General features: G+C 71.9%; 18 protein-coding genes. 6 read left to right on the top strand and 12 right to left on the bottom strand.

Translation table 11 applies throughout. The features are described from left to right. Positions 1-139: 139 nt before the first annotated feature. The 3 genes from ABEA43_RS37005 to ABEA43_RS36995 are packed head-to-tail and all read right to left on the bottom strand — an operon-like array spanning position 140 to position 3,354. On the bottom strand, positions 140-490 hold the full coding sequence (locus ABEA43_RS37005) for a VOC family protein (RefSeq protein WP_345569330.1): 351 nt from the start codon (positions 488-490) through the stop codon (positions 140-142). Positions 491-494: 4 nt separating this feature from the next. After that, complete coding sequence (locus ABEA43_RS37000) at positions 495-1,286, bottom strand: helix-turn-helix domain-containing protein (protein ID WP_345569329.1); 792 nt, start codon at positions 1,284-1,286, stop codon at positions 495-497. A 10-nt stretch (positions 1,287-1,296) separates the two neighbouring features. Beyond that, positions 1,297-3,354 (bottom strand): prolyl oligopeptidase family serine peptidase, encoded by a 2,058-nt coding sequence (locus tag ABEA43_RS36995; protein WP_345569327.1) that lies wholly within the window; start codon positions 3,352-3,354, stop codon positions 1,297-1,299. A 281-nt stretch (positions 3,355-3,635) separates the two neighbouring features. On the opposite strand from ABEA43_RS36995, the gene ABEA43_RS36990 reads away from it, so the two are divergent. The 3 genes from ABEA43_RS36990 to ABEA43_RS36980 are packed head-to-tail and all read left to right on the top strand — an operon-like array spanning position 3,636 to position 5,254. Continuing rightward, complete coding sequence (locus ABEA43_RS36990; protein ID WP_345569610.1) at positions 3,636-4,142, top strand: HNH endonuclease; 507 nt, start codon at positions 3,636-3,638, stop codon at positions 4,140-4,142. A 49-nt stretch (positions 4,143-4,191) separates the two neighbouring features. Continuing rightward, positions 4,192-4,998 (top strand): GNAT family N-acetyltransferase, encoded by an 807-nt coding sequence (locus ABEA43_RS36985; RefSeq protein ID WP_345569325.1) that lies wholly within the window; start codon positions 4,192-4,194, stop codon positions 4,996-4,998. A 43-nt stretch (positions 4,999-5,041) separates the two neighbouring features. Next, positions 5,042-5,254, top strand: a complete 213-nt coding sequence (locus ABEA43_RS36980; protein WP_345569324.1) for an FmdB family zinc ribbon protein — start codon at positions 5,042-5,044, stop codon at positions 5,252-5,254. Between the two features lie 55 nt (positions 5,255-5,309). Here ABEA43_RS36980 and ABEA43_RS36975 read toward each other — a convergent pair whose 3' ends face one another. The 4 genes from ABEA43_RS36975 to ABEA43_RS36960 form a co-directional block, all read right to left on the bottom strand. Continuing rightward, positions 5,310-6,215 (bottom strand): serine hydrolase, encoded by a 906-nt coding sequence (locus ABEA43_RS36975; protein WP_345569323.1) that lies wholly within the window; start codon positions 6,213-6,215, stop codon positions 5,310-5,312. 66 nt (positions 6,216-6,281) lie between these two features. Then, on the bottom strand, positions 6,282-6,776 hold the full coding sequence (locus ABEA43_RS36970; RefSeq protein WP_345569321.1) for a helix-turn-helix transcriptional regulator: 495 nt from the start codon (positions 6,774-6,776) through the stop codon (positions 6,282-6,284). A gap of 90 nt (positions 6,777-6,866) precedes the next feature. Continuing rightward, entirely contained in the window at positions 6,867-8,705 is a 1,839-nt protein-coding gene (gene ilvD / locus ABEA43_RS36965; protein WP_345569320.1) for a dihydroxy-acid dehydratase, read from the bottom strand. 113 nt (positions 8,706-8,818) lie between these two features. Beyond that, the gene (locus tag ABEA43_RS36960) at positions 8,819-9,628 is read right to left on the bottom strand and encodes a thioesterase family protein (protein ID WP_345569319.1); all 810 of its coding nucleotides are present in this window, start codon (positions 9,626-9,628) and stop codon (positions 8,819-8,821) included. Positions 9,629-9,695: 67 nt separating this feature from the next. Here ABEA43_RS36960 and ABEA43_RS36955 point away from each other — a divergent pair, with 67 nt between their 5' ends. Beyond that, complete coding sequence (locus ABEA43_RS36955) at positions 9,696-10,385, top strand: TetR/AcrR family transcriptional regulator (protein WP_345569316.1); 690 nt, start codon at positions 9,696-9,698, stop codon at positions 10,383-10,385. Between the two features lie 9 nt (positions 10,386-10,394). Here the strand turns inward: ABEA43_RS36955 and ABEA43_RS36950 are convergent, their stop codons facing one another. Next, complete coding sequence (locus ABEA43_RS36950; RefSeq protein ID WP_345569314.1) at positions 10,395-11,222, bottom strand: nuclease-related domain-containing protein; 828 nt, start codon at positions 11,220-11,222, stop codon at positions 10,395-10,397. A gap of 288 nt (positions 11,223-11,510) precedes the next feature. On the opposite strand from ABEA43_RS36950, the gene ABEA43_RS36945 reads away from it, so the two are divergent. Together ABEA43_RS36945 and ABEA43_RS36940 are read left to right on the top strand one after the other, a co-directional pair. Further along, on the top strand, positions 11,511-11,801 hold the full coding sequence (locus ABEA43_RS36945; RefSeq protein WP_345569312.1) for a hypothetical protein: 291 nt from the start codon (positions 11,511-11,513) through the stop codon (positions 11,799-11,801). A gap of 7 nt (positions 11,802-11,808) precedes the next feature. Continuing rightward, positions 11,809-12,171, top strand: a complete 363-nt coding sequence (locus tag ABEA43_RS36940) for a DUF5130 family protein (RefSeq protein ID WP_345569311.1) — start codon at positions 11,809-11,811, stop codon at positions 12,169-12,171. 56 nt (positions 12,172-12,227) lie between these two features. On the opposite strand, the gene ABEA43_RS36935 is transcribed toward ABEA43_RS36940, so the two are convergent. The 4 genes from ABEA43_RS36935 to ABEA43_RS36920 all read right to left on the bottom strand — a co-directional run bounded on the left by ABEA43_RS36935 (position 12,228) and on the right by ABEA43_RS36920 (position 17,892). Next, positions 12,228-13,178: a hypothetical protein gene (locus tag ABEA43_RS36935; protein ID WP_345569310.1), complete on the bottom strand. Its 951-nt coding sequence runs from the start codon at positions 13,176-13,178 to the stop codon at positions 12,228-12,230. A gap of 95 nt (positions 13,179-13,273) precedes the next feature. After that, complete coding sequence (locus tag ABEA43_RS36930) at positions 13,274-14,548, bottom strand: serine/threonine-protein kinase (RefSeq protein WP_345569309.1); 1,275 nt, start codon at positions 14,546-14,548, stop codon at positions 13,274-13,276. Between the two features lie 45 nt (positions 14,549-14,593). Continuing rightward, on the bottom strand, positions 14,594-16,807 hold the full coding sequence (locus ABEA43_RS36925; RefSeq protein ID WP_345569308.1) for a glycoside hydrolase family 31 protein: 2,214 nt from the start codon (positions 16,805-16,807) through the stop codon (positions 14,594-14,596). Further along, a complete protein-coding gene (locus ABEA43_RS36920; RefSeq protein WP_345569306.1) occupies positions 16,804-17,892 on the bottom strand; it encodes a glycoside hydrolase family 15 protein in 1,089 nt (362 codons plus the stop codon). The genes ABEA43_RS36925 and ABEA43_RS36920 overlap by 4 nt, the downstream gene beginning before the upstream one ends. Positions 17,893-17,911: the final 19 nt, after the last annotated feature.

Raw genomic sequence — 17,911 nt, 5'->3', positions numbered from 1 at the left:
GTGCTGCTGAAAGCCCAGCGCTGCGGGTCGCCCCCTCCAACGGGGGAACGACCCGCTCAAGTGGCCCGGAGAGCGCATACGACGTCCCCCGGTGCGGGTCGCCCCGATGCCACCGCCCCGAGCGCCTACCCGCCCCGCATCAAGGCCGGTACGTCCCGAAGAACCAGGAGTTCCCCTCCGGATCCTTGCAGCCGTACTCGCGCGACCCATAAGGCTGATCCACCAGCTCCATGGTGATCTCGGCCCCGGCCGCCCTGGCGCGGTCGTGGTGAGCGTCGACGTCGTCCACCGCGACGTAGATGCCGGGCCCGCCCGCCCGGCCCTCGCCGATCATGATCAGGTCGTCCCCGACCAGCAGCTCCGCGTGGTTGACCACGCCTTCGTCGTTCTTGCTCGCCTCGTGCACCCGGAACCCGAACGCGCTGGTCAGGAAGTCCAGCCCGGCCTGGCAGTTCTGGAAGCGGGCGAGTGCGTAAACCGTTCGAGTCATAGGCTCAGGATGCCCGGGACGCGTCCGACGGTCTTGGAAAAATCTGACCGGGAGTCGTGTCGCCGAGCAGCCGGAACTCCCGGTTCATGTGCGCCTGGTCGTAGAAGCCGCACTCGGCCGCCGCCCACGCGATGGGCCTGCCCGACCGCAGCAGCCGCATCGCCCGCCCGAACCTGATCACCCGCGCGGCCGCCTTCGGCGAGAGCCCGATCTGGTCGTGGAAGCGCGCGACGAGATGGCGATGGCTCCAGCCCAGCGACTCCGCCAGCGACGACACGCCCAGGCGGCCACCGGACTCCAGCAGCCGCGCCCACGCCCACGGCAGCTCGGGGCCGATCGCGGGCGCCGAACGGATGCGTGCGGCCAGCAGCCGGTCGGTCAGCGCCAGCCGGTCCTGCCACGACGGCGTCTCCGCCAGTCTGCCCACCGCCATGTCGGCCCAAGGCCCGAGCAGGTCACCGAGCGGCAGGGTCAGGTTCTTCAGGTGCCGCATCGGCACGCCGTAGAGCCTCCTGGCCCCGAACGGCGTGAGCACCACCTCCACGCCCTCGCTCGGCCCCACCGTGCGGGTGACGGTGAAGCGGTCGCCGAGCCCGCCCGAGAACGCCGTGACCGGCTCCCCGCCGACTTCCATCGGCGAGCCGAACCCGAGGATGAGCACGGCCCCCGGCATGGCCATCTCCGACCGCGTCACCGGGGAGCCGTAATGTTCGCGATAGGCGCACAGCCGCGTCACATAGGGCCGCAACGCAGCGCTGGGGGTGGCCTCGACCATGGCCAGCCCCAGCGTGCTCATGTTTTCGAGACTATAGGCCGGTGTGCCGTGCGAGGAAGGTGAGCGTGTCGGCCGACAGGTCGACCGTCCTGCTCACCGAGCGGGCGCCGTGGCCGACCTCGGCCTCGTTACGCAGCAGCACCGGACGGTCCGACGACGTGGCGTGCTGCAGCGCCGCGCACATCTTCCACGCGTGCATCGGGTGCACGCGCGTGTCGGACTGGAAGACGGTGAACAACGTCGCAGGGTACGGGACCCCTTCCTTGACGGCGTGGTACGGCGAGTAGCCCAGCAGCCAGCCGAACCCTTCCGCGTCCTCGGCCGAGCCGTACTCGACGTTCCAGGTGGCGCCGAGCCCGAACTGCTCGTACCTGATCATGTCGAGCAGCGGCGCCGAGCACACGACGGCGGCGTACAGCTCGGGGCGCTGCGTCAGCGCCGCGCCCACCAGCAGGCCGCCGTTGGAGCCGCCGGAGATGCCGAGCTGCCCGGCCGTCGTCACGCCGGTGGCGATGAGGTGCTCGGCGGCGGCGTGGAAGTCGTCGAAGACGTTCTGCTTGTTGCCGAACATGCCGGCCCGGTGCCAGTCCTCGCCCTCCTCGCCGCCCCCGCGCAGGTTGGCGATCGCGTAGACGCCGCCCGCCTCCACCCAGCTCAGGACCGAGGCGGAGTAGCCCGGGGTCATCGACAGGCCGAAGCCGCCGTAGCCGTACAGGATCGTGGGCCGCGGACCGGGCGTGTCGTCGGCGGGCGAGATGATCAGCATGCGGACGTCCGTGCCGTCCTTGGACCGGTAGACGACCTGCGAGGTGCGCACGTCGGGCACCTCGACCGCGCCGGGCGAGGCCGCCCAGAGCGTGGTCTCGCCCGTCCTGGCGTCGTAGCGCTGGATCGTCGGCGGCGTGGTGTTGTCGGTGTAGCCGAACCACGCCTCGTGACCGCCCTCAGGACGCTCCGAGATGCCGCCGATCGTGCCCAGGCCGGGCGTGGGCACTTCGCCGACGCGCTCGCCGGTGGCCAGGTCGTGCACGGTGATCTCGCTGATCGCGTGGCGGGTCCAGCCCACCAGCAGCACCGGGCGCTCCAGGTCGTCGAGGATCGCGAAGTCGCTCAGCACCGCCTCGGGGTCCTCGGGGATCAGGTCGCGCCAGGTCTCGAACCCGGGCTCGGCCGGATCGGCCACGCACACCCTGGCCCGCGACGCGTTGAGGTCGGTGTGCACGTAGAGGCGGCCGTCGCGGCCGAACACGAGCCCGGACTGCGCGTCCAGACCCTCTTGCACGACCGTCAGCTCCGGCTGCTCGATCGGCGACGCGGTCAGGTCGGCCACCCAGAGGTCGTTGCGCGGCGCGGTGCCCTCATGCGCCGACACCTGCAGCCAGCGGCCGTCACGCGAGACCGAGACGCCGTAGTAGTTCGTCATCTTCAGGCCCTGCCCGAAGATCATCACGTCTTCCTCGGTCGAGGTGCCGACGCGGTGGAGGTAGACGCGGCGGTGGAACTGCGTCTCGTTCTCCGGCACCTCGGTGCTCGGCAGCCGGCGTACGTAGTAGAACGCCGCACCGCCGGGCAGCCAGGCGATGGGGGAGTAGCGGCAGCGGTCGATCGGGCCCTCGACGCGCGCCCCCGTGGCGACGTCCACGATGTAGAGGACCGACTCCTCGTCGCCGCCCACGGAGATCTGGTACGCGAGCAGCCGCCCCTCCTTGTCGGGCTGCACCGCGTCGAGCGTGGTCAGCCCCGACGGGTCGATCTCCATCGGGTCGACGAGCGCGCGCTCGGTGCCGTCGGGCTCGACGACGTAGTAGACGGCGTGCTCCTGGTCGGGCGTGCGCCGGCTGAAGAAGTGACGCCCGCCCCGCCAGGCCGGCGTGCCCACCGAACCGGACCTGAGCAGCTCCGCGATCCTGCTCTTGAACCGCTGAGTCCCGCGACCTTCGCTGAACAACTCGCCCTGCGCGAGCAGCCAGCCCTTCGTCTCGGGACTGTTGGGATCCTCGAGCCACCGATAGGGATCTGACACGGGTGTTTCGTGCAGGATGTCGACGGTGTTCTCGCGGCGTGCGGTCGGGTACGGCTCTCGCGTCATGAACGAACCCTACTGCCAACGTGCATGCGTAAAGCGCTGGTGAAGCGGGCATAAAACGTATCGTGCGTCCCTCTAGTCATTCCGGCTGCCGGTTTTGGGGTGGCGGGGACCACGGTGCAAACGCCAGACTTGGTGACAGGACGGTGCCGTGGTGACCATCCGCTGGACCGTCCGGCGGAGGTCCACGTGACGGAAGCACAAGTGCCCCAGGAGGGGCCGACAGGCGGGACATGCCGCGGCATGTCCCCTTTGATACGCGCGCAGCAGGAAGAGGCCCGATGATGCGCCAAGTCCTGCTGCTTAATGCCACCTACGAACCCCTGACCACCCTTTCGCTGCACCGCGCCATCGTGCTCGTGCTGCGGGAGAAGGCCGACGTCGTCCACCGCGACGGCCGGGGCGCAGTGCTGCGCTCCGCGAGCTGCACGCTCGACGTGCCGTCGGTGATCAGGCTGCGAAGATATGTCCGGATCCCCTACCGGTCGCGCATCCCCCTGACCAGGGCCGCGCTCATGCGGCGCGACGACTACCGCTGCGCCTACTGCGGGCTGCGTGCCGAGACCATCGACCACGTCGTCCCGCGGTCCAGGGGCGGCACGCACACCTGGGAAAACTGCGTCGCCTCGTGCACGACGTGCAACCACAGGAAGGCCGACAAATACCTGGAGGAGCTGGGATGGACGCTACGCGTCAGCCCGGCCGTGCCACGAGGCGCCCACTGGCGGCTCATCGGCGCCTCCCTCGTCGGAGACCCCCAGTGGGCGCCCTACCTTGAGGCAGCCGCCTGACACGGGGCCGCATATACCGGGAGTCCGCCGCCTGTCAGCATGAACAGGCATGTGGACCTTAACCTCGGACCCTGAGGAGTACGCCGCGGTCGCCGAGCCCTTTCTGCTCGGCGACCCGGTGCAGAACACCGTCGCGCTCACCGTCCTGGCCAATCTGCGGGCGGGCATGCCCGTCAAGAACCCGCGCTTCGGCTGGTGGACGGTGGACGGCGAAGTCCGCGGGGCCGCCTTCCGCACCCCGCCGCATCCCGTCGGCCTGGCCGTCATGCCGGTCGAGGCCGTCGCGCCCCTGGTGGAGGCGCTCGGCGGCGACCTGCCCACCGTCGTGGGCCGCGTGGAGCTGACGTCGGAGATCGTCCGGCTGCTCGGGCCGCCACGGAGAGTGGTGTCCGAACGGCTCTACCGCCTCGGCACGCTCGACGTCCCCGACGTGCCCGGCTCGGGCAGGCTGGCCGTTCCCGCCGACTTCCCGCTGCTGGTGAGCTGGTATCAGGCGTTCGGCGCGGAGGTGGGGCTCGGCGAGGCCGACGACGTGGCCGAGCGGGTGGCGCAGCGGCTGGCGGGGCGCGAGCTGTTCGTGTGGGAGGCGGGCGGGGCGCCGGTCTCGCTCGCCGCGCTCTCACCGGCGGCGGGCGGGGTCTGCCGCATCGGGCCCGTCTACACCCCGCAGTCCTGCCGCAGGCGCGGGTACGGCGCCGCCGCCACGGCCCACGCCAGCCGGGTCGCCCTCGCGGAGCGCTGCGAGCAGGTCGTTCTCTTCACCGACCTGGACAATCCCACGAGCAACGCCATCTACCAGGCGATCGGCTACGAGCCCGTGTCCGACTACGCCCACCTCACCTATTCAGGGCGTTAGACGGGCCGCACCGGATGGCCGGGTCTGCGGTTACGCTTAGGCCATGCCGCGATACGACTTCCGCTGCCGCGCCTGCGGCTCCACGTTCGAGGTCTCCCGCCCGATGTCGGCCTCCGACGACCCGGCGAGCTGCCCCGACGGCCACGCCGACACGGTGAAGCTGCTGTCCACGGTGTCCATGACCGGCGGCGCCGCCGCGCCCCGGGCGAGCGGTGGCGGCGGTGGCGGCTGCTGCGGCGGAGGCTGCTGCTCCTGACCAAGGCGGCTCTTCACCACGCGGGCCGGGCGCCCGCCCCTGAAGCGGGCCGCCCTCAGCCACGCGGCCGGGCCGCCATAGCCGCTTCGGCGGCCGGCCGGGAGCGGGTCAGCGTGCTCACCGCCAGCCGGGCGAGCCGCTCCACGGTCGCGATCCCCGTCTCCATGTCCGGGCTGCGCTCCGACAGCACCGCGATCAGCAGCTCGTGCCCGCGCACGTGCAGCCGCCCCACGCTGTTGACCGTCCACAGCCCGTCGTGCACGCGCGCGGGCAGCCACCCGTTCTTGAGCGCCACCGCACCCTCATGCGCGGCCGCGCTGACCCCCCACGCCTGCGACGGCTCCACGGACGACATGAGCTCCAGCGCGTAACGCCGGTTGCGGGCCGACACGGGCCCCGCCGGATCGGTGAGCTGCTCCAGCACCTTCACCTGGTCGGACGGCCGGCTCATGGTCGATCCCCACGAGAGCCCCGGGCCGGGCCGCGTGTGCTCGACCTCCAGCCCGCGCAGGACCCCGGCCAGCCCGGCCCGGCCGCCGATGGTCAGGTAGAGCTCGTGCGCGCAGTCGTTGTCGCTGCGGCGGATCATCCGGGAGGCCAGCGTGCGCTCGTACGCGCTCAACGGCTCCCGTTCCCGCTGCTTGCCCAGCAGGAACGCCAGCAGGATGTCCACCTTGGCCACGCTGGCCAGCATGAAGGACGGCCGCTCGCGGAAGGAGTAGCGGGCGCCGGTCGTACGGTCGAAGACGGCCAGCGCCGCCCGCCCGGGACGCCCGCGCAGGTAACGCTCCAGCGCCTGGTCGAGCGCGCCCTGTGCGCGCGGCGGCAGGGCACTCCCGACGGCCACCCCGCCAGGTCTCTGCTGGATCGCGGTGACCGGCCGCGGCGCCGCGACGTCGGCGCCGCACCCGGGCGCGACCAGCAGCAGGGCGACGATGAACGAGATCCCCCGAACGCGCATGTGCGGGAGCCTGTCAGTCGCCACCCCAACGGCCGGGGGCCGGCCGGTCAAACGCCGGCCAGTTTCCTACGCGGCCCGGCTGCGCTTGCGCCGCTGGAACGGCAGGAACCGGTCGGCCAGATGCGGCCTGGACGGCGTGAGCGTGGGCTCGACCGCGATGATCCGGTCGAACCTGAACGCCCTGATCGCGCGGCGCATCCTGCACACGCCGACGAGATACCAGTATTCGCGGTGGACCAGGCACGTCACCGGCTCGACGTCGCGCGAGGTGATGGTGCCGGAGGCGTCTCGGTAGTGGAGGCGGATCATGAGACGGCTGGTGATGGCGTCGGCCATGAGCCTGGCCCTGGAGGCGACCTCCAGGGGCAGCGGCTCGGTGAGGGTTTCGAGCGTGGTGGCGATGACGTCGTCGTCGAGCTCCAGGTGCTCGAGTGCGTGCTGCAGGCCGCGCCTGGCGGTGACGGCCTGGGGGCCCGATCCGAGGTGAGCGAGGGAGAGGGCGAGTGCGGCGATCTCGGCGGTCGTCAGCGGGCGAGTATCGTGCTTCACGACTGTCGTCATACCCCAATAATAGGGATGACGACCGACAATTTTCGAAAACCTGTGCGGCAGGCAAGTGTCTTCTCACCCGCCGCACAGACCGCCGATCTGCTACCTCGAAAGCTGCGTCAGGTCGCGCGAAGCGCCCGTGGAGGCGGACGTCGTCATCGCCGCGTACGCCTGCAGCGCCACGCTCACCGGCCGGTTGCGGTCGCGCGGCCGGTAGCCGCCCAGGTCCGCCAGCAGCCGCTCGCGCCGCGCCGCCAGCTCCGCCTCGGGCACCCGCAGCTCCAGCTTCCGGTTGGGGATGTCGATGTCGACGAGGTCGCCGTCCTCGACCAGCGCGATCGCGCCGCCCTCCGCCGCCTCGGGCGAGGCGTGGCCGATGGACAGGCCGGAGGTGCCGCCGGAGAAGCGGCCGTCGGTGACGAGCGCGCACACCTTGCCCAGCCCCCTGCCCTTGAGGAACGAGGTCGGGTAGAGCATCTCCTGCATGCCGGGGCCGCCCTTGGGGCCCTCGTAGCGGATGACCACGACGTCACCGGCCTTGACCCGCCCGCCGAGGATGCCCTCGACGGCCTCGTCCTGCGACTCGAACACGACCGCGGGCCCGCTGAACTTCCAGATCGACTCGTCGACCCCGGCCGTCTTCACCACCGCGCCGTCGCGCGAGATGTTGCCGTAGAGGACGGCCAGGCCGCCGTCGGCGGTGTAGGCGTGCTCCACGTCGCGGATGCACCCCTCCGAGCGGTCGACGTCGAGGGAGTCCCAGCGGTTGTCCTGCGAATACGCCTTGACCGTGCGCACGTTGCCCGGCGCCGCGTGCCACAGCTCGACGGCCTCGGGCAGCACCGACGGGGAGCACACGTCCCAGGAGGCCAGCATGTCGCCCAGCGTCCCGCCGTTCACGGTGGGCACGTCGCGGTGCAGCAGCCCGCCCCGGTCGAGCGCGCCCAGGATGGCCGGGATGCCGCCGGCGCGGTGGACGTCCTCGATGTGGTACTTGTTCGTCGCGGGGGCGACCTTGCAGACGCACGGCACCCGCAGCGAGATCTCGTTGATCTCCTTGAGCCCGAAGTCCACCTGGGCCTCGCGGGCCGCGGCCAGGATGTGCAGGATCGTGTTGGTCGAGCCGCCCATCGCCACGTCGAGCGTCATCGCGTTCTCGAACGCCTCGCGAGTGGCGATCGCGCGCGGCAGCACCGACTCGTCGCCGTCCTCGTAGTAGCGGCGGGTGATCTCCACGAGTTGCCGGCCCGCGTCCTCGAACAGCTTCTTGCGCGCCTTGTGCGTGGCCAGGATCGTGCCGTTGCCGGGAAGCCCCAGGCCGATGGCCTCGGCCAGGCAGTTCATCGAGTTGGCGGTGAACATGCCCGAGCAGGACCCGCAGGTCGGGCAGGCGTTCTCCTCCATCTCCAGCAACTCGGCGTCGGAGACCGAGTCGTCGGCGGCGGCGATCATGGGGTCGATCAGGTCGAGCTTCTTGCCGGGCGTCTTGCCCGCCTCCATCGGCCCGCCGGAGACGAAGATGGTCGGGATGTTGAGCCTGAACGCGGCCAGCAGCATGCCCGGCGTGATCTTGTCGCAGTTGGAGACGCAGATCATCGCGTCCGCGCAGTGGGCCTCGACCATGTATTCGACGGCGTCGGCGATCAGCTCGCGCGACGGCAGCGAGTAGAGCATGCCGGCGTGGCCCATGGCGATGCCGTCGTCGACCGCGATCGTGTTGAACTCACGGGGAATGGCTCCGGCCTCGCGGATCGCGGCGGACACCACGTCGCCCACCTCGCGCAGATGCACATGGCCGGGCACGAACTGGGTGAAGCTGTTGGCCACGGCGATAATGGGCTTGCCGAAGTCGCTCCCGGCTACGCCGGTCGCCCGGAGCAGGGCCCGGGCACCGGCCATATTCCTGCCGTGGGTGACTGTACGTGACCTGAGGGCGGGCATTGGGCGTCTCCCATCGCTAGCGAGTCTTCACATGTTACGGCCACCGCCCGGTAACTGAGACGTCCGTCCACGGATCGGACGCTTGGTTACCGGATCGTGGCGCAACAGGACCGCTAAGCGGGCAGCCGCACGGCGGCGAGCTGGGTCGCCTGAGCCACCAGCCGGCCCTTGTCGTCCCACACGTGGGCCACCTCGTCCATCCGGTCGCCGCCGACGTCCGTGGCCGTCAGCCGCACCCGGATCGGGCCGGGGGCGGGCAGCCTGCGGAGGTACGCCGAGAGCTGGATGGTCGGCACCCACCCCGGCAGCCCCAGGTCGAACGAGACCGGCGGCACCGGGTCGAGCGCCACCAGCAGGCTCAGCGGGTCCCAGTCCGAGCCGTCGGCCAGCCGCTGCCAGGACGCGATGACGCCGCGCTTGGAGGGCGCGCCGAAGGCGAAGGCCAGATGGCCGGGATCGATGCGCTCCTCGACCACGGCCATCAGCGGCACGGGGAACCCGGCGCCGGGGGGCTCGATGGGGGCCAGGAAGCAGTCCTGCTCGGGCGGGAGCTCCACCGGCTCGGCCGCCGACCACCAGGGGTCGGAGTCGTCCAGCAGGCCGAGCGTGATGTGCGCCTCGACCCGGGTCCTGCCCTGCTGCACCAGCGCGGCCCTGACCTGGGCCACGCTCCTGCCCACCCGCAACGTCTCGATCCTCGCCACGGCCTCGCCCGGCTCCGGAGGCTCGATGAACGACCCGCTCACGGCCGTGACGTGCGGATGCCCGGCGCCCGCGGCGCTCTCGCAGGCGGCTCGGCCCAGCACGGCCAGCAGGTAGCCGCCGTGCAGCCGGGTCCCGACGCTCCACTGGGCGTCGAGCACGGCCCCGAACTCGCCGTCGCCGCGGACGGTCAGTGCTGTTGCTTCCCGGAAAGTCCCCATTTTTCGCAATTCCTTCCGCAGAAGGTCAGATTGACATCGTTAACCTGACGGCGTCAACCTGAGAAGCATGACCACGAGACGCGTACGCGCCAGACGCGGCGAGGGAGTGCTGCTGCGGGAGGAGATCCTGCGCGCGGCCGAGGACCTGCTGGCCGAATCGGGCACCGAGGACGCGCTCACGCTGCGCGCGGTCGCCCTGCGGGCCGGCGTCTCCACGCCCTCGGTCTACTTGCACTTCGCGGACAAGGAGGAGCTCGTCGAGGCGGTCTGCCTGCGGGTGTGGGACGAGCTGGGCAGGCTCTTCACCGCGAACCTCGGCGGCGACCCGTTCCTCGCCCTGGGCAGGTGCGGCCGCGCGTACGCCAGGTTCGCGCTCGACCATCCCGTGCAGTATCAGGTGCTGATGATGCGCCCGTCGGCGACGCAGGGCGTGCCGCCCGCCGCCGCGCAGGCGTTCGGGCACATGGTGAGCGCGGTCACGGCCTGCGTGGAGACCCGGGTGCTCGAAGGCGACCCCGAGGAGCTCGCGCTGGGCCTCTGGTCGGCCGTGCACGGCTGCGTCTCGCTGCTGATCGCCCAGCCGTCGTTCCCGTGGCCGCGCGACAGGGACGCGCTGATCGACCACATCGTGCGCATCGCCGGGTTCGGCACCGCGCTCTACTCAAGACTTCCGCAGACGCTGCCGCCGAGCGCGGAGCTGGCCGCCGGCCTCGACGACTTCGGTGCGAGGCTGGCGGCCCAGGTCCGGGAGGCGTGAGCGGGTCGCTCAGCCCTCGCCGTAGCGGGCGGGAAGCACCTGCCCGGCGATGTCGTAGATGCGGTCGATCTCGCCGTCGGTCAGCGCCCGCTCCCGCTTGGTGATCCACTTGCGCGCCCGGTCGCCCTGGTAGACGTCCACGCCGCGAATGGTCATGATCTTCCACGGCACCGGAGGGCCGTAGATGGCGAGGGAGGGCACGACGGAGACCTCGCGGCCGAACGCCTTGCTGATCAGCTCGCTGGCCTGCGAAGCCTCCCATTTCGCCTCGGTGATGCGGGGCTTCATGTCGAACGGGCCGTGGAAGAGCTTCTTGCCCATTTGCACGCGTACGGGCAGACGCTTGTCCCACTTCTCGGAGTCGACCGCGTACACGCCGGTCGGGCCCACCACGAGGTGGTCGATCTGGGCCTCGCTGCCCGGGATCGCCCTGGCGTGCAGCGTGCGGTAGCCGCTGCGTTCGAGCTTGCGCAGTTGTGCCTCGGTACGGCGCTCCGCCACGGACGTCCGCCGCCACGCGGGCACGGACGAGTTGGAGCGCGCACGGTAGACCGCCTCCAGGATGGCCGCGATCACACCCGCGGTCACCCCCACCCGCCAGTCGCGCACAAGGAAGCCCACCAGCAGACCGACGGCCACCGCCACGATCGCGCGGTTGCGCAGATGGCGGAAGCGTGGTTGCTGGAGCAGGCTACGCACGGACGCGCGCTCGACGGGCGCGTACGTGGAGGTGGGCGCCGAAGGCTTCGCGGCGGCGGTCTGCTCGCTTTCTGGCCGGTCGCTCACCCAGATTGGTGACGCGTTGTGACCGTCTTCTCGCTGGATGTCGGAGTCCACGTAACTCACCGTAGCTCGGGAATCTTAAGGATTCCTAGGGTTGGCCTGTCCATAGTTTTATGGCCCAGCTCATCGTGTTCCACTCATGATTTCGGGGTATGTCTTTTGTTCCTCTCCAGAGAGGTTCTCCCCGCTAAACGATCTTACCTCGCTATAGGACATGCCGATCGCGCCGCCTGTCCGGCAGGACAGTTCTCCGGATCTTCGCGGCCGACATTTCCGGACAGGTCCGGCGGCCACCCGCAGACGGGTCTGGCCGGACCGCCCAACGGGGTTTACGTTCTTGGTGTGAACAGCGCAGCGGAGATTCTGCTCTTCCTCATCGGCGTGTCTTTCGGGCTGTTCGTGCTGATCAGCCTGGTGGTCATGGTGCCCGGCCGCAGCGCGCAGCGCCGGATCGAGTACGGCCCCGTGTGGCTGGGCGGGCCGTCCAGGAGCGAGCGCGGCGTGAGCACCTCGGGGCTGGTGCTGGCCGACCGGGTGGCGCACTGGGCGGAGGTGCCCGAGCACGACTGGGTGGCCGCGGCCGAGACGGCGGAGCCCGGCAGGCACGTCGGCGGCTCGTCGGCGGGATGGTGAGGTGGCGATGCGCGGACTGACCGCCGTACAGGCCGATGACGTCAGGCAGGCGCTGCACACCGCCGAGCGCCGCAGCGGGCTGCGGTTCGGCGTGTTCCTCGGAGAGCCGGTGGGCGGGCGGCGGCACTTCGCCGAGCGGCTGCACGCCGCGCTGGGCGATGAGGCCGACGACGCCGTGGTGGTGTTCGTGGACTTCGCGGGGCGGGCGCTGGAGATCGTGACCGGGGAGAACGCCAGGCGGCGGCTGGGCGACAGCGCGTGCCGGCTGACCGGGATGTCGATGGCGACCGCGTTCAGCGTGGGCGACCTGGTGGGCGGGCTGCTGTACGGCATCGCCGCCCTCGGCGAACAGGCCACCGCCCGGCGCTAGCCAGTCCCGGCGACCGCTGCCCGGCTCGGCCGCGTTTCGAGCGCCGAAGGCCCGGCTCAGCCGGCTTCGAGCAGGCGGACGATGTGCTCGCTGACCCCGCCCAGCAGGGTCGCGGGCTCGATCGGCGCGTCGGCGATGGCCGAGAACAGCGCCGGCAGCCCGGGCAGCGGGAATCCGTCGTCCTTCAGCGCCGCCGCCCCCACGGCGCTCTTGTCCAGCGCCGCGCGGCTGCGCTCCCACGCGTCGAGCACCTCCTCGGGCGACGGCACGCCGAAGCCGTGGCCCACGGGAGCCGCGTGGCGCAGGCGTACGAGCGGGGTCTCGGCGAAGGCCAGCGCCGTGCGCGCCCGCACCTGGAGGTCGGCGCGCGGCTCGGGCTCCACCCAGTCCATGGCCGTGCACGGGTTGCGGCAGGTGGCCACGCACACCCCGAACGCGCCCGCCACCTGGCTGTGCTGCCGGTCGAAGTACGCGCGCCACCCCTCGGGCGGCTCCACCGACACCCGCAGCGTCCTGTTCGTGGCGGACTGCTCGGACTTGGTGTGGTCACACTCCCGATCGCCGATCACGCCGAACCTGCTCCCGGCCGCGCTCAGCCCCGCGGGCCACCGCGCGGGATCGCCCGCATGGCCGAGCTGCGGCTCGAAGGCCAGCAGCGGCAGGTATTCGCTGGCGATGTGCACCGCGGCGATCATGGGGCTCAGCTCCCGCCGGTGCCACCGCACGGCGATCACCTCCAGCAGCAGCCCGTACGCCGGACGCAGCGACTCCAGCGCCCCCCTGGGCTGCTCGCGCGGCGTCTGCGGCATGTGGCAGGCCCGCGCCCGCCGCCGCAGGTCGGCCGGCACGACCTTGGCCTCGGCGGCGAAGTCCTCCGCGTCGAGGGAGAGCAGCCGCTGCCCGAACTCGCAGACCTCGGCGACCTCGTCGACCGATGCGAGCGCGCCGAGATCGGCGAAGGCGTAGCGGCGGGCGAGGGCGATGAGCAGGTCACGAGTCGAGTCCACGCGATGACTTTCTCACGAGGGGCGAGCGGTTGATGACGACGGGGACGCGGGCATGGCGGATCACCAGGGCGGACGGATTCAAGATCCGTACGCGATCACGGGCAGGGAGCGCGGATGCACTGGATGTCGCCGGGCGGGATGGTGTCGGACGGCTCCGACGTCGGCTCCTCGGGGCCAGGAGTCGTCGGCTGCTCGGTCGGCTCCTCGGGTGCCGAGGTGGTCGGCGTGGGCGTCGGCGTCCTGGTCGGAGGGGAAACGCTGACCGTCGCGGTGGGGCTCGTCGGCACGGGGGTGACGCGCGTCGGCCGGGCGGCGGGGGTCCGCTTGACCGGCGGCGAGGACGTGTGCCGACCGGCTGAGGGCGGCGTGGGGGAGACCTCGGTGACGGTGCCGCCGACGCTCGGCGGCTCGACGTCGTTGCTCGACGCGGGCTCGGTGGGCCGCAGCCAGACGGAGCCCGCGACGGCGGCGGACACCGCTATGGCGGCGAACGCGGTCAGCACCACGCGCGCCGTGCGGCGGGGACGCGGGACGGGCAGGGTGCCGGGCGAGGCCAGGGCCTTGCGGGCGGCCTCGGCCATCAGCGCGGCCGTCGGCCAGCGCGCGTCGGGCGTCTTCTCCAGCGCCCGCGTCACCACCTGCCGCGGCCCCGGCGGCACGTCGTCGGGCAGACGCGGAATGGGGGAGTTGAGGTGCTTGAAGATGATCTGCACGGGCGTGTCGCCCTGGAACGGCAGCTGCCCGGTCAGGCACTCGTAGGCCACCACGCCCAGGGCGTAGATGTCGACCGCAGGCGTCACGTCGCTGGCCGTGGCCATCTCGGGGGCGCAGTAGCCGGCCGAGCAGAGCATGGTGCCCGTGGTCGTCAGGTGACCGGCGGAGACCGAGTGCGCGATGCCGAAGTCGGTGAGCGCCACGCTGCCGCCGGGCCTGACCATGAGGTTGGCCGACTTGACGTCGCGGTGCACGATGCCCTGCGCGTGCGCGGCGGCCAGCGCGTCGCCGACCTCGGCGACCAGCCGCATGGTGGCCTCGGGGCCGAGCGCGCCGCGCCGCAGCACGCGGTCGAGCGACTCGCCCGGCACGTATTCCATGACCAGGAAGCTCACCTGGCGGCCCTCGACGTCGCTGATGCCGTAGTCGTAGACGTCGACCACGCCGGGATGCCTGAGGGTGGCCATGGCCCTGGCTTCGTTCTGGAAGCGCTGGGCGAACGTCGGGTTGTCGGTGAGGGCGGGCGTCAGCACCTTGACCGCCACGGCCCGCCCGAGAACGGTGTCGTCGGCACGCCACACCTCGCCCATGCCGCCGCCGCCGAGGCGGTCGGACAGCACGTAGCGATCATTGAGAGTGGTCCCCGCGCCTAGCACGTCCCCGAGGCTAACACCGCGCCCGCGATGCCAGCGCCAAGACTCTCAATCGGTGAAGACAGAGGTGAGACGTGTCCAGTGCGCCGCCGCGCAGACGACGGGCGGGCGGTCGAGGGCGGCGGGCAGGCGTACCTCGCCGCCCCCGGTCAGAGCGGCTCCGGTCCACACGTCGATCCACTCACCTTCCGGTAGGTAAACCGTAACCTCCGGCATATCAGGTTCTGTCACGGGAGCCACAAGGAGCGCGTCCCCGAGTTTGTACTGCAGCGGGTATCGCCAGATGCCCGGATCGCGCGGATGGTCGAAGAACAGCCCGCGCATGAGCGGCGCGCCGCCGCCGACCGCCTGGCGCGCCTGCTCGGCCAGGTACGGCACCAGCCGCTCGCGCAGCTCGGCCAGCCGCCTGAAGACGGGGATCACCCGATCGTCGCCGGTCTGGGCCGCGACGTTCCAGGGCGTGCGATCCCTGATGGGCGTGCGGTGGTGGTTGAACTCGGAGTGGTACTGCATGATCGGCATGAACACCGACGCGCCCGCCGCCCGCAGATACAGCTCCGCGCCCGGCACCCCGCCGGAGAACCCGGCCAGGTCCCAGCCCCAATAGACGATCCCGCAGGCGGACGCGGTGATCCCGGCCCTGATCGACGACCTGAACGCCGCCCACGTCGAGTCCTCGTCCCCGGCCCAGAACACGCCGTGCGGCTGCGACCCCGCGAACCCCGCCCGGCTGAACGTCACCGGCGCCTTGCCGCAGGACTCCAGCAGGTCGCCGAAGGCGCGGGCGTAGTGGACGGGGAACAGCCCGTTGCCCGCCGCGCCGTCGCGCCCGTCGGCGTAGCGCAGGTCGTGGCCCCATGCGTGCTCGCCGCCGTCGGTCTTGAACCCGTCGACGCCCACCTCCTCGACCAGGTAGCGGCGCTTGGCCGTCCACCAGTCGCGCACCTCGGGCGCGGACAGGTCGGGCATGAGCGCGAGCGGGAACCACCAGCCCCTGTTGCGGTAGGGCCGCCCGTCGGGCTCGCGCACGCCGTACCCGCGCTCGACGAGCTGCCTGGCGTCCACGGCGGCCTGGTGCCGGGGATGCGGCCGCATCTTCTGCAGCGGGATCTGCCAGAGCAGCACCTTGACGTCCCTGCGGTGCAGCTCGTCCACCAGGCCCTTGGGGTCGGGCCAGGGTCCGTCCGGCGGGAAGGTGTAGTCGGCCAGGCGGTGGGGGTCCTCCGACGGCTCGTACTCGGCGCCTCTGAACGCCGTGAACGTCGTCTCGTCGCTCCACGCCTCGATGACCAGCGCCCCCACGGGGATGCCGTGCTCGCGGTGCCGGTCCATCTCGGCCAGCACCCGCTCCTGCGTGTTCCACTCGTTGCCGCTGGCCCACAGCCTGAACACCCACGAGGGCAGCTCCACCGGCCGCCCGACGTCGCCGAGGAAGCCGCGCAGGATCGCGGCGGGCGCGTCGCCGTCGTAGAAGCGCAGGCCCAGCTCGCCGTCCGGACCGGTCTCCGCCTCCACCAGGACCCGGCCCGGTGTGGTCGCGCCGACGTCGTACCAGGTGCGGCGCGAGGTGTCCACGTGCCAGCCCCAGCTCGCCGCACCACCCACGACCAGGGCGAACGGCATCGGCAGGTACGTACGAGCGTGCTCGCCCTGCGACTTGTACTGCTCGAACACGACGGCGTCGAGCCGCCTGCCGCGCTGGTCCACGGCGTCGAACCGCTCGCCGAACCCCACCACGTGCTCGCCGGGTCCGAGCGCGAGCTCGAAGCGCACGCGCAGGATCCCGTCGCCGTCCGCCAGCCACCGCACGGTCCCCGGCACCACCCGGTCCGCACCGCTGACGTGCAGCTTCCCGCCGGAGTCCGACCAGCTCGCCGAAGACACCTCGAACCACCTGCCGGTACGTACGCCGCCGTCCGCCATGGTGGCGCGGAAGCGGTAGGAGTAGCGGCGCCCGGCCCGCAGGACCGGCGTCCGCACGGCCCACGACCCGGCGACCGCACGGGCCGCCCGCGCCTGGGCCGCGGCGAGATGCCCGCCGTCGGCGCTCCCGCCGTCCGCCGCGTCCGCCTCGCGCCTGGTCAGCGGCAGCTCCAGCGGGGCGGCGTCGTCGGCGGTCCACTCGCACGCGACCGCCACGACGTTCGCCGACGCGCGTACCCGCAGCTCCACCGCCTCCCCGTCCACCGGCACGGCGGGGACGCGCTGGTCCTCGGTGGTGGCGTACGGATGCCCGGACCCGTAAGGACGATGCCGGATCATGCCCGTACCTCCAGCTCGTCGGCGAGGATCAGGTACATCCCGTGCGACCACAGCAGCGGCGTCGCCACGGGGCCCCAGCGGTCGAGCCACTCCTGGAGCCGGTCCGGCGCGAGCAGCCGGTCGGACACCTGCTCGGGCAGGTCGCCGCCGGGGGTCGCCTGCGCGGCCATCCAGTCCAGGTAGCGCAGGGCCTCGGCCCGGCGGCCCGCCCTGGCGTGGTTCCAGCCGAGCAGCCCGGCCAGCAGCACCCACCGGCCGCCGCCGTAGAAGGTGTCGTCGAGGTAGCGGTGCACGCCGCCGTCCGTGGCGAGCCGCCGCTCCACCTCCGCCACCGTCGCCGCGCCGACCGGATGATCGGCCGGGTAGAGCCCGAACGGCTCGACGCACGCCAGCAGGCTGGCGTCCACGGCGTCGCTCCCGAGCCACTTCCGCAGGTGGCCGCCCTGGGCGTTGACGCCTTCGCGGGCCACCAGCGCCGCGATGCCCGCCACGGCCTCGCCCGCCGCCGCCTCCTCCGCCGGGCTCAGCAGGCCGAGCCCGGCCGCCGCCCGCAGGCCCGCGTGGATGGCGCCGAGCGTGGCGACGTGCCGCTGCTCGACGTGCTCCTCCCACCAGTCGTAGCAGGGCAGGTGCCAGAACGCCGTCAGATATCGGGCGGCCGTCCTGACCCCCTTCTCGACCCCGGGGACCGTACCGCCGTGCCGCACGGAGTGCTCGCGCAGCGCCCAGAGCCACGTTCCGTACCCGTCGAGCTGGAAGTCCCACCAGTCGTCGGCCCCGTCCACCCCGTCTAGCGTGAACCTGGTCGGCAGCATCTCGGAGACGGGCACCTCCGCGCCGCGGGCGGCGCGCGACACCAGCGAGTCGACCTGCCCCGCCCGGTCCCCCACCACGCGGGCGCACCAGGCGTGGAAGGCGTCCGCGCCGGGCACGTCGCCGTGCCTGCTCACCCCCTCGGCGATGAACGCCCCGTCACGCAGCCACGAGTAGCCGCGGTAGGCGGAGAAGGTGGGCGAGGCCGGATAGGCCCCGGTCGGCGACTGCAATCTCTTGATCACGTCGAGGCTGTGCGCGACGAGGGACAACGAAACTCTCCTGGTACGT

Origin of the sequence: Nonomuraea rosea (assembly GCF_039539705.1) — a bacterium.
Classification (GTDB): domain Bacteria; phylum Actinomycetota; class Actinomycetes; order Streptosporangiales; family Streptosporangiaceae; genus Nonomuraea; species Nonomuraea rosea.
Note: the sequence above shows the minus strand (reverse complement) of the source record. Positions and strands in the feature narration are given on the sequence as shown.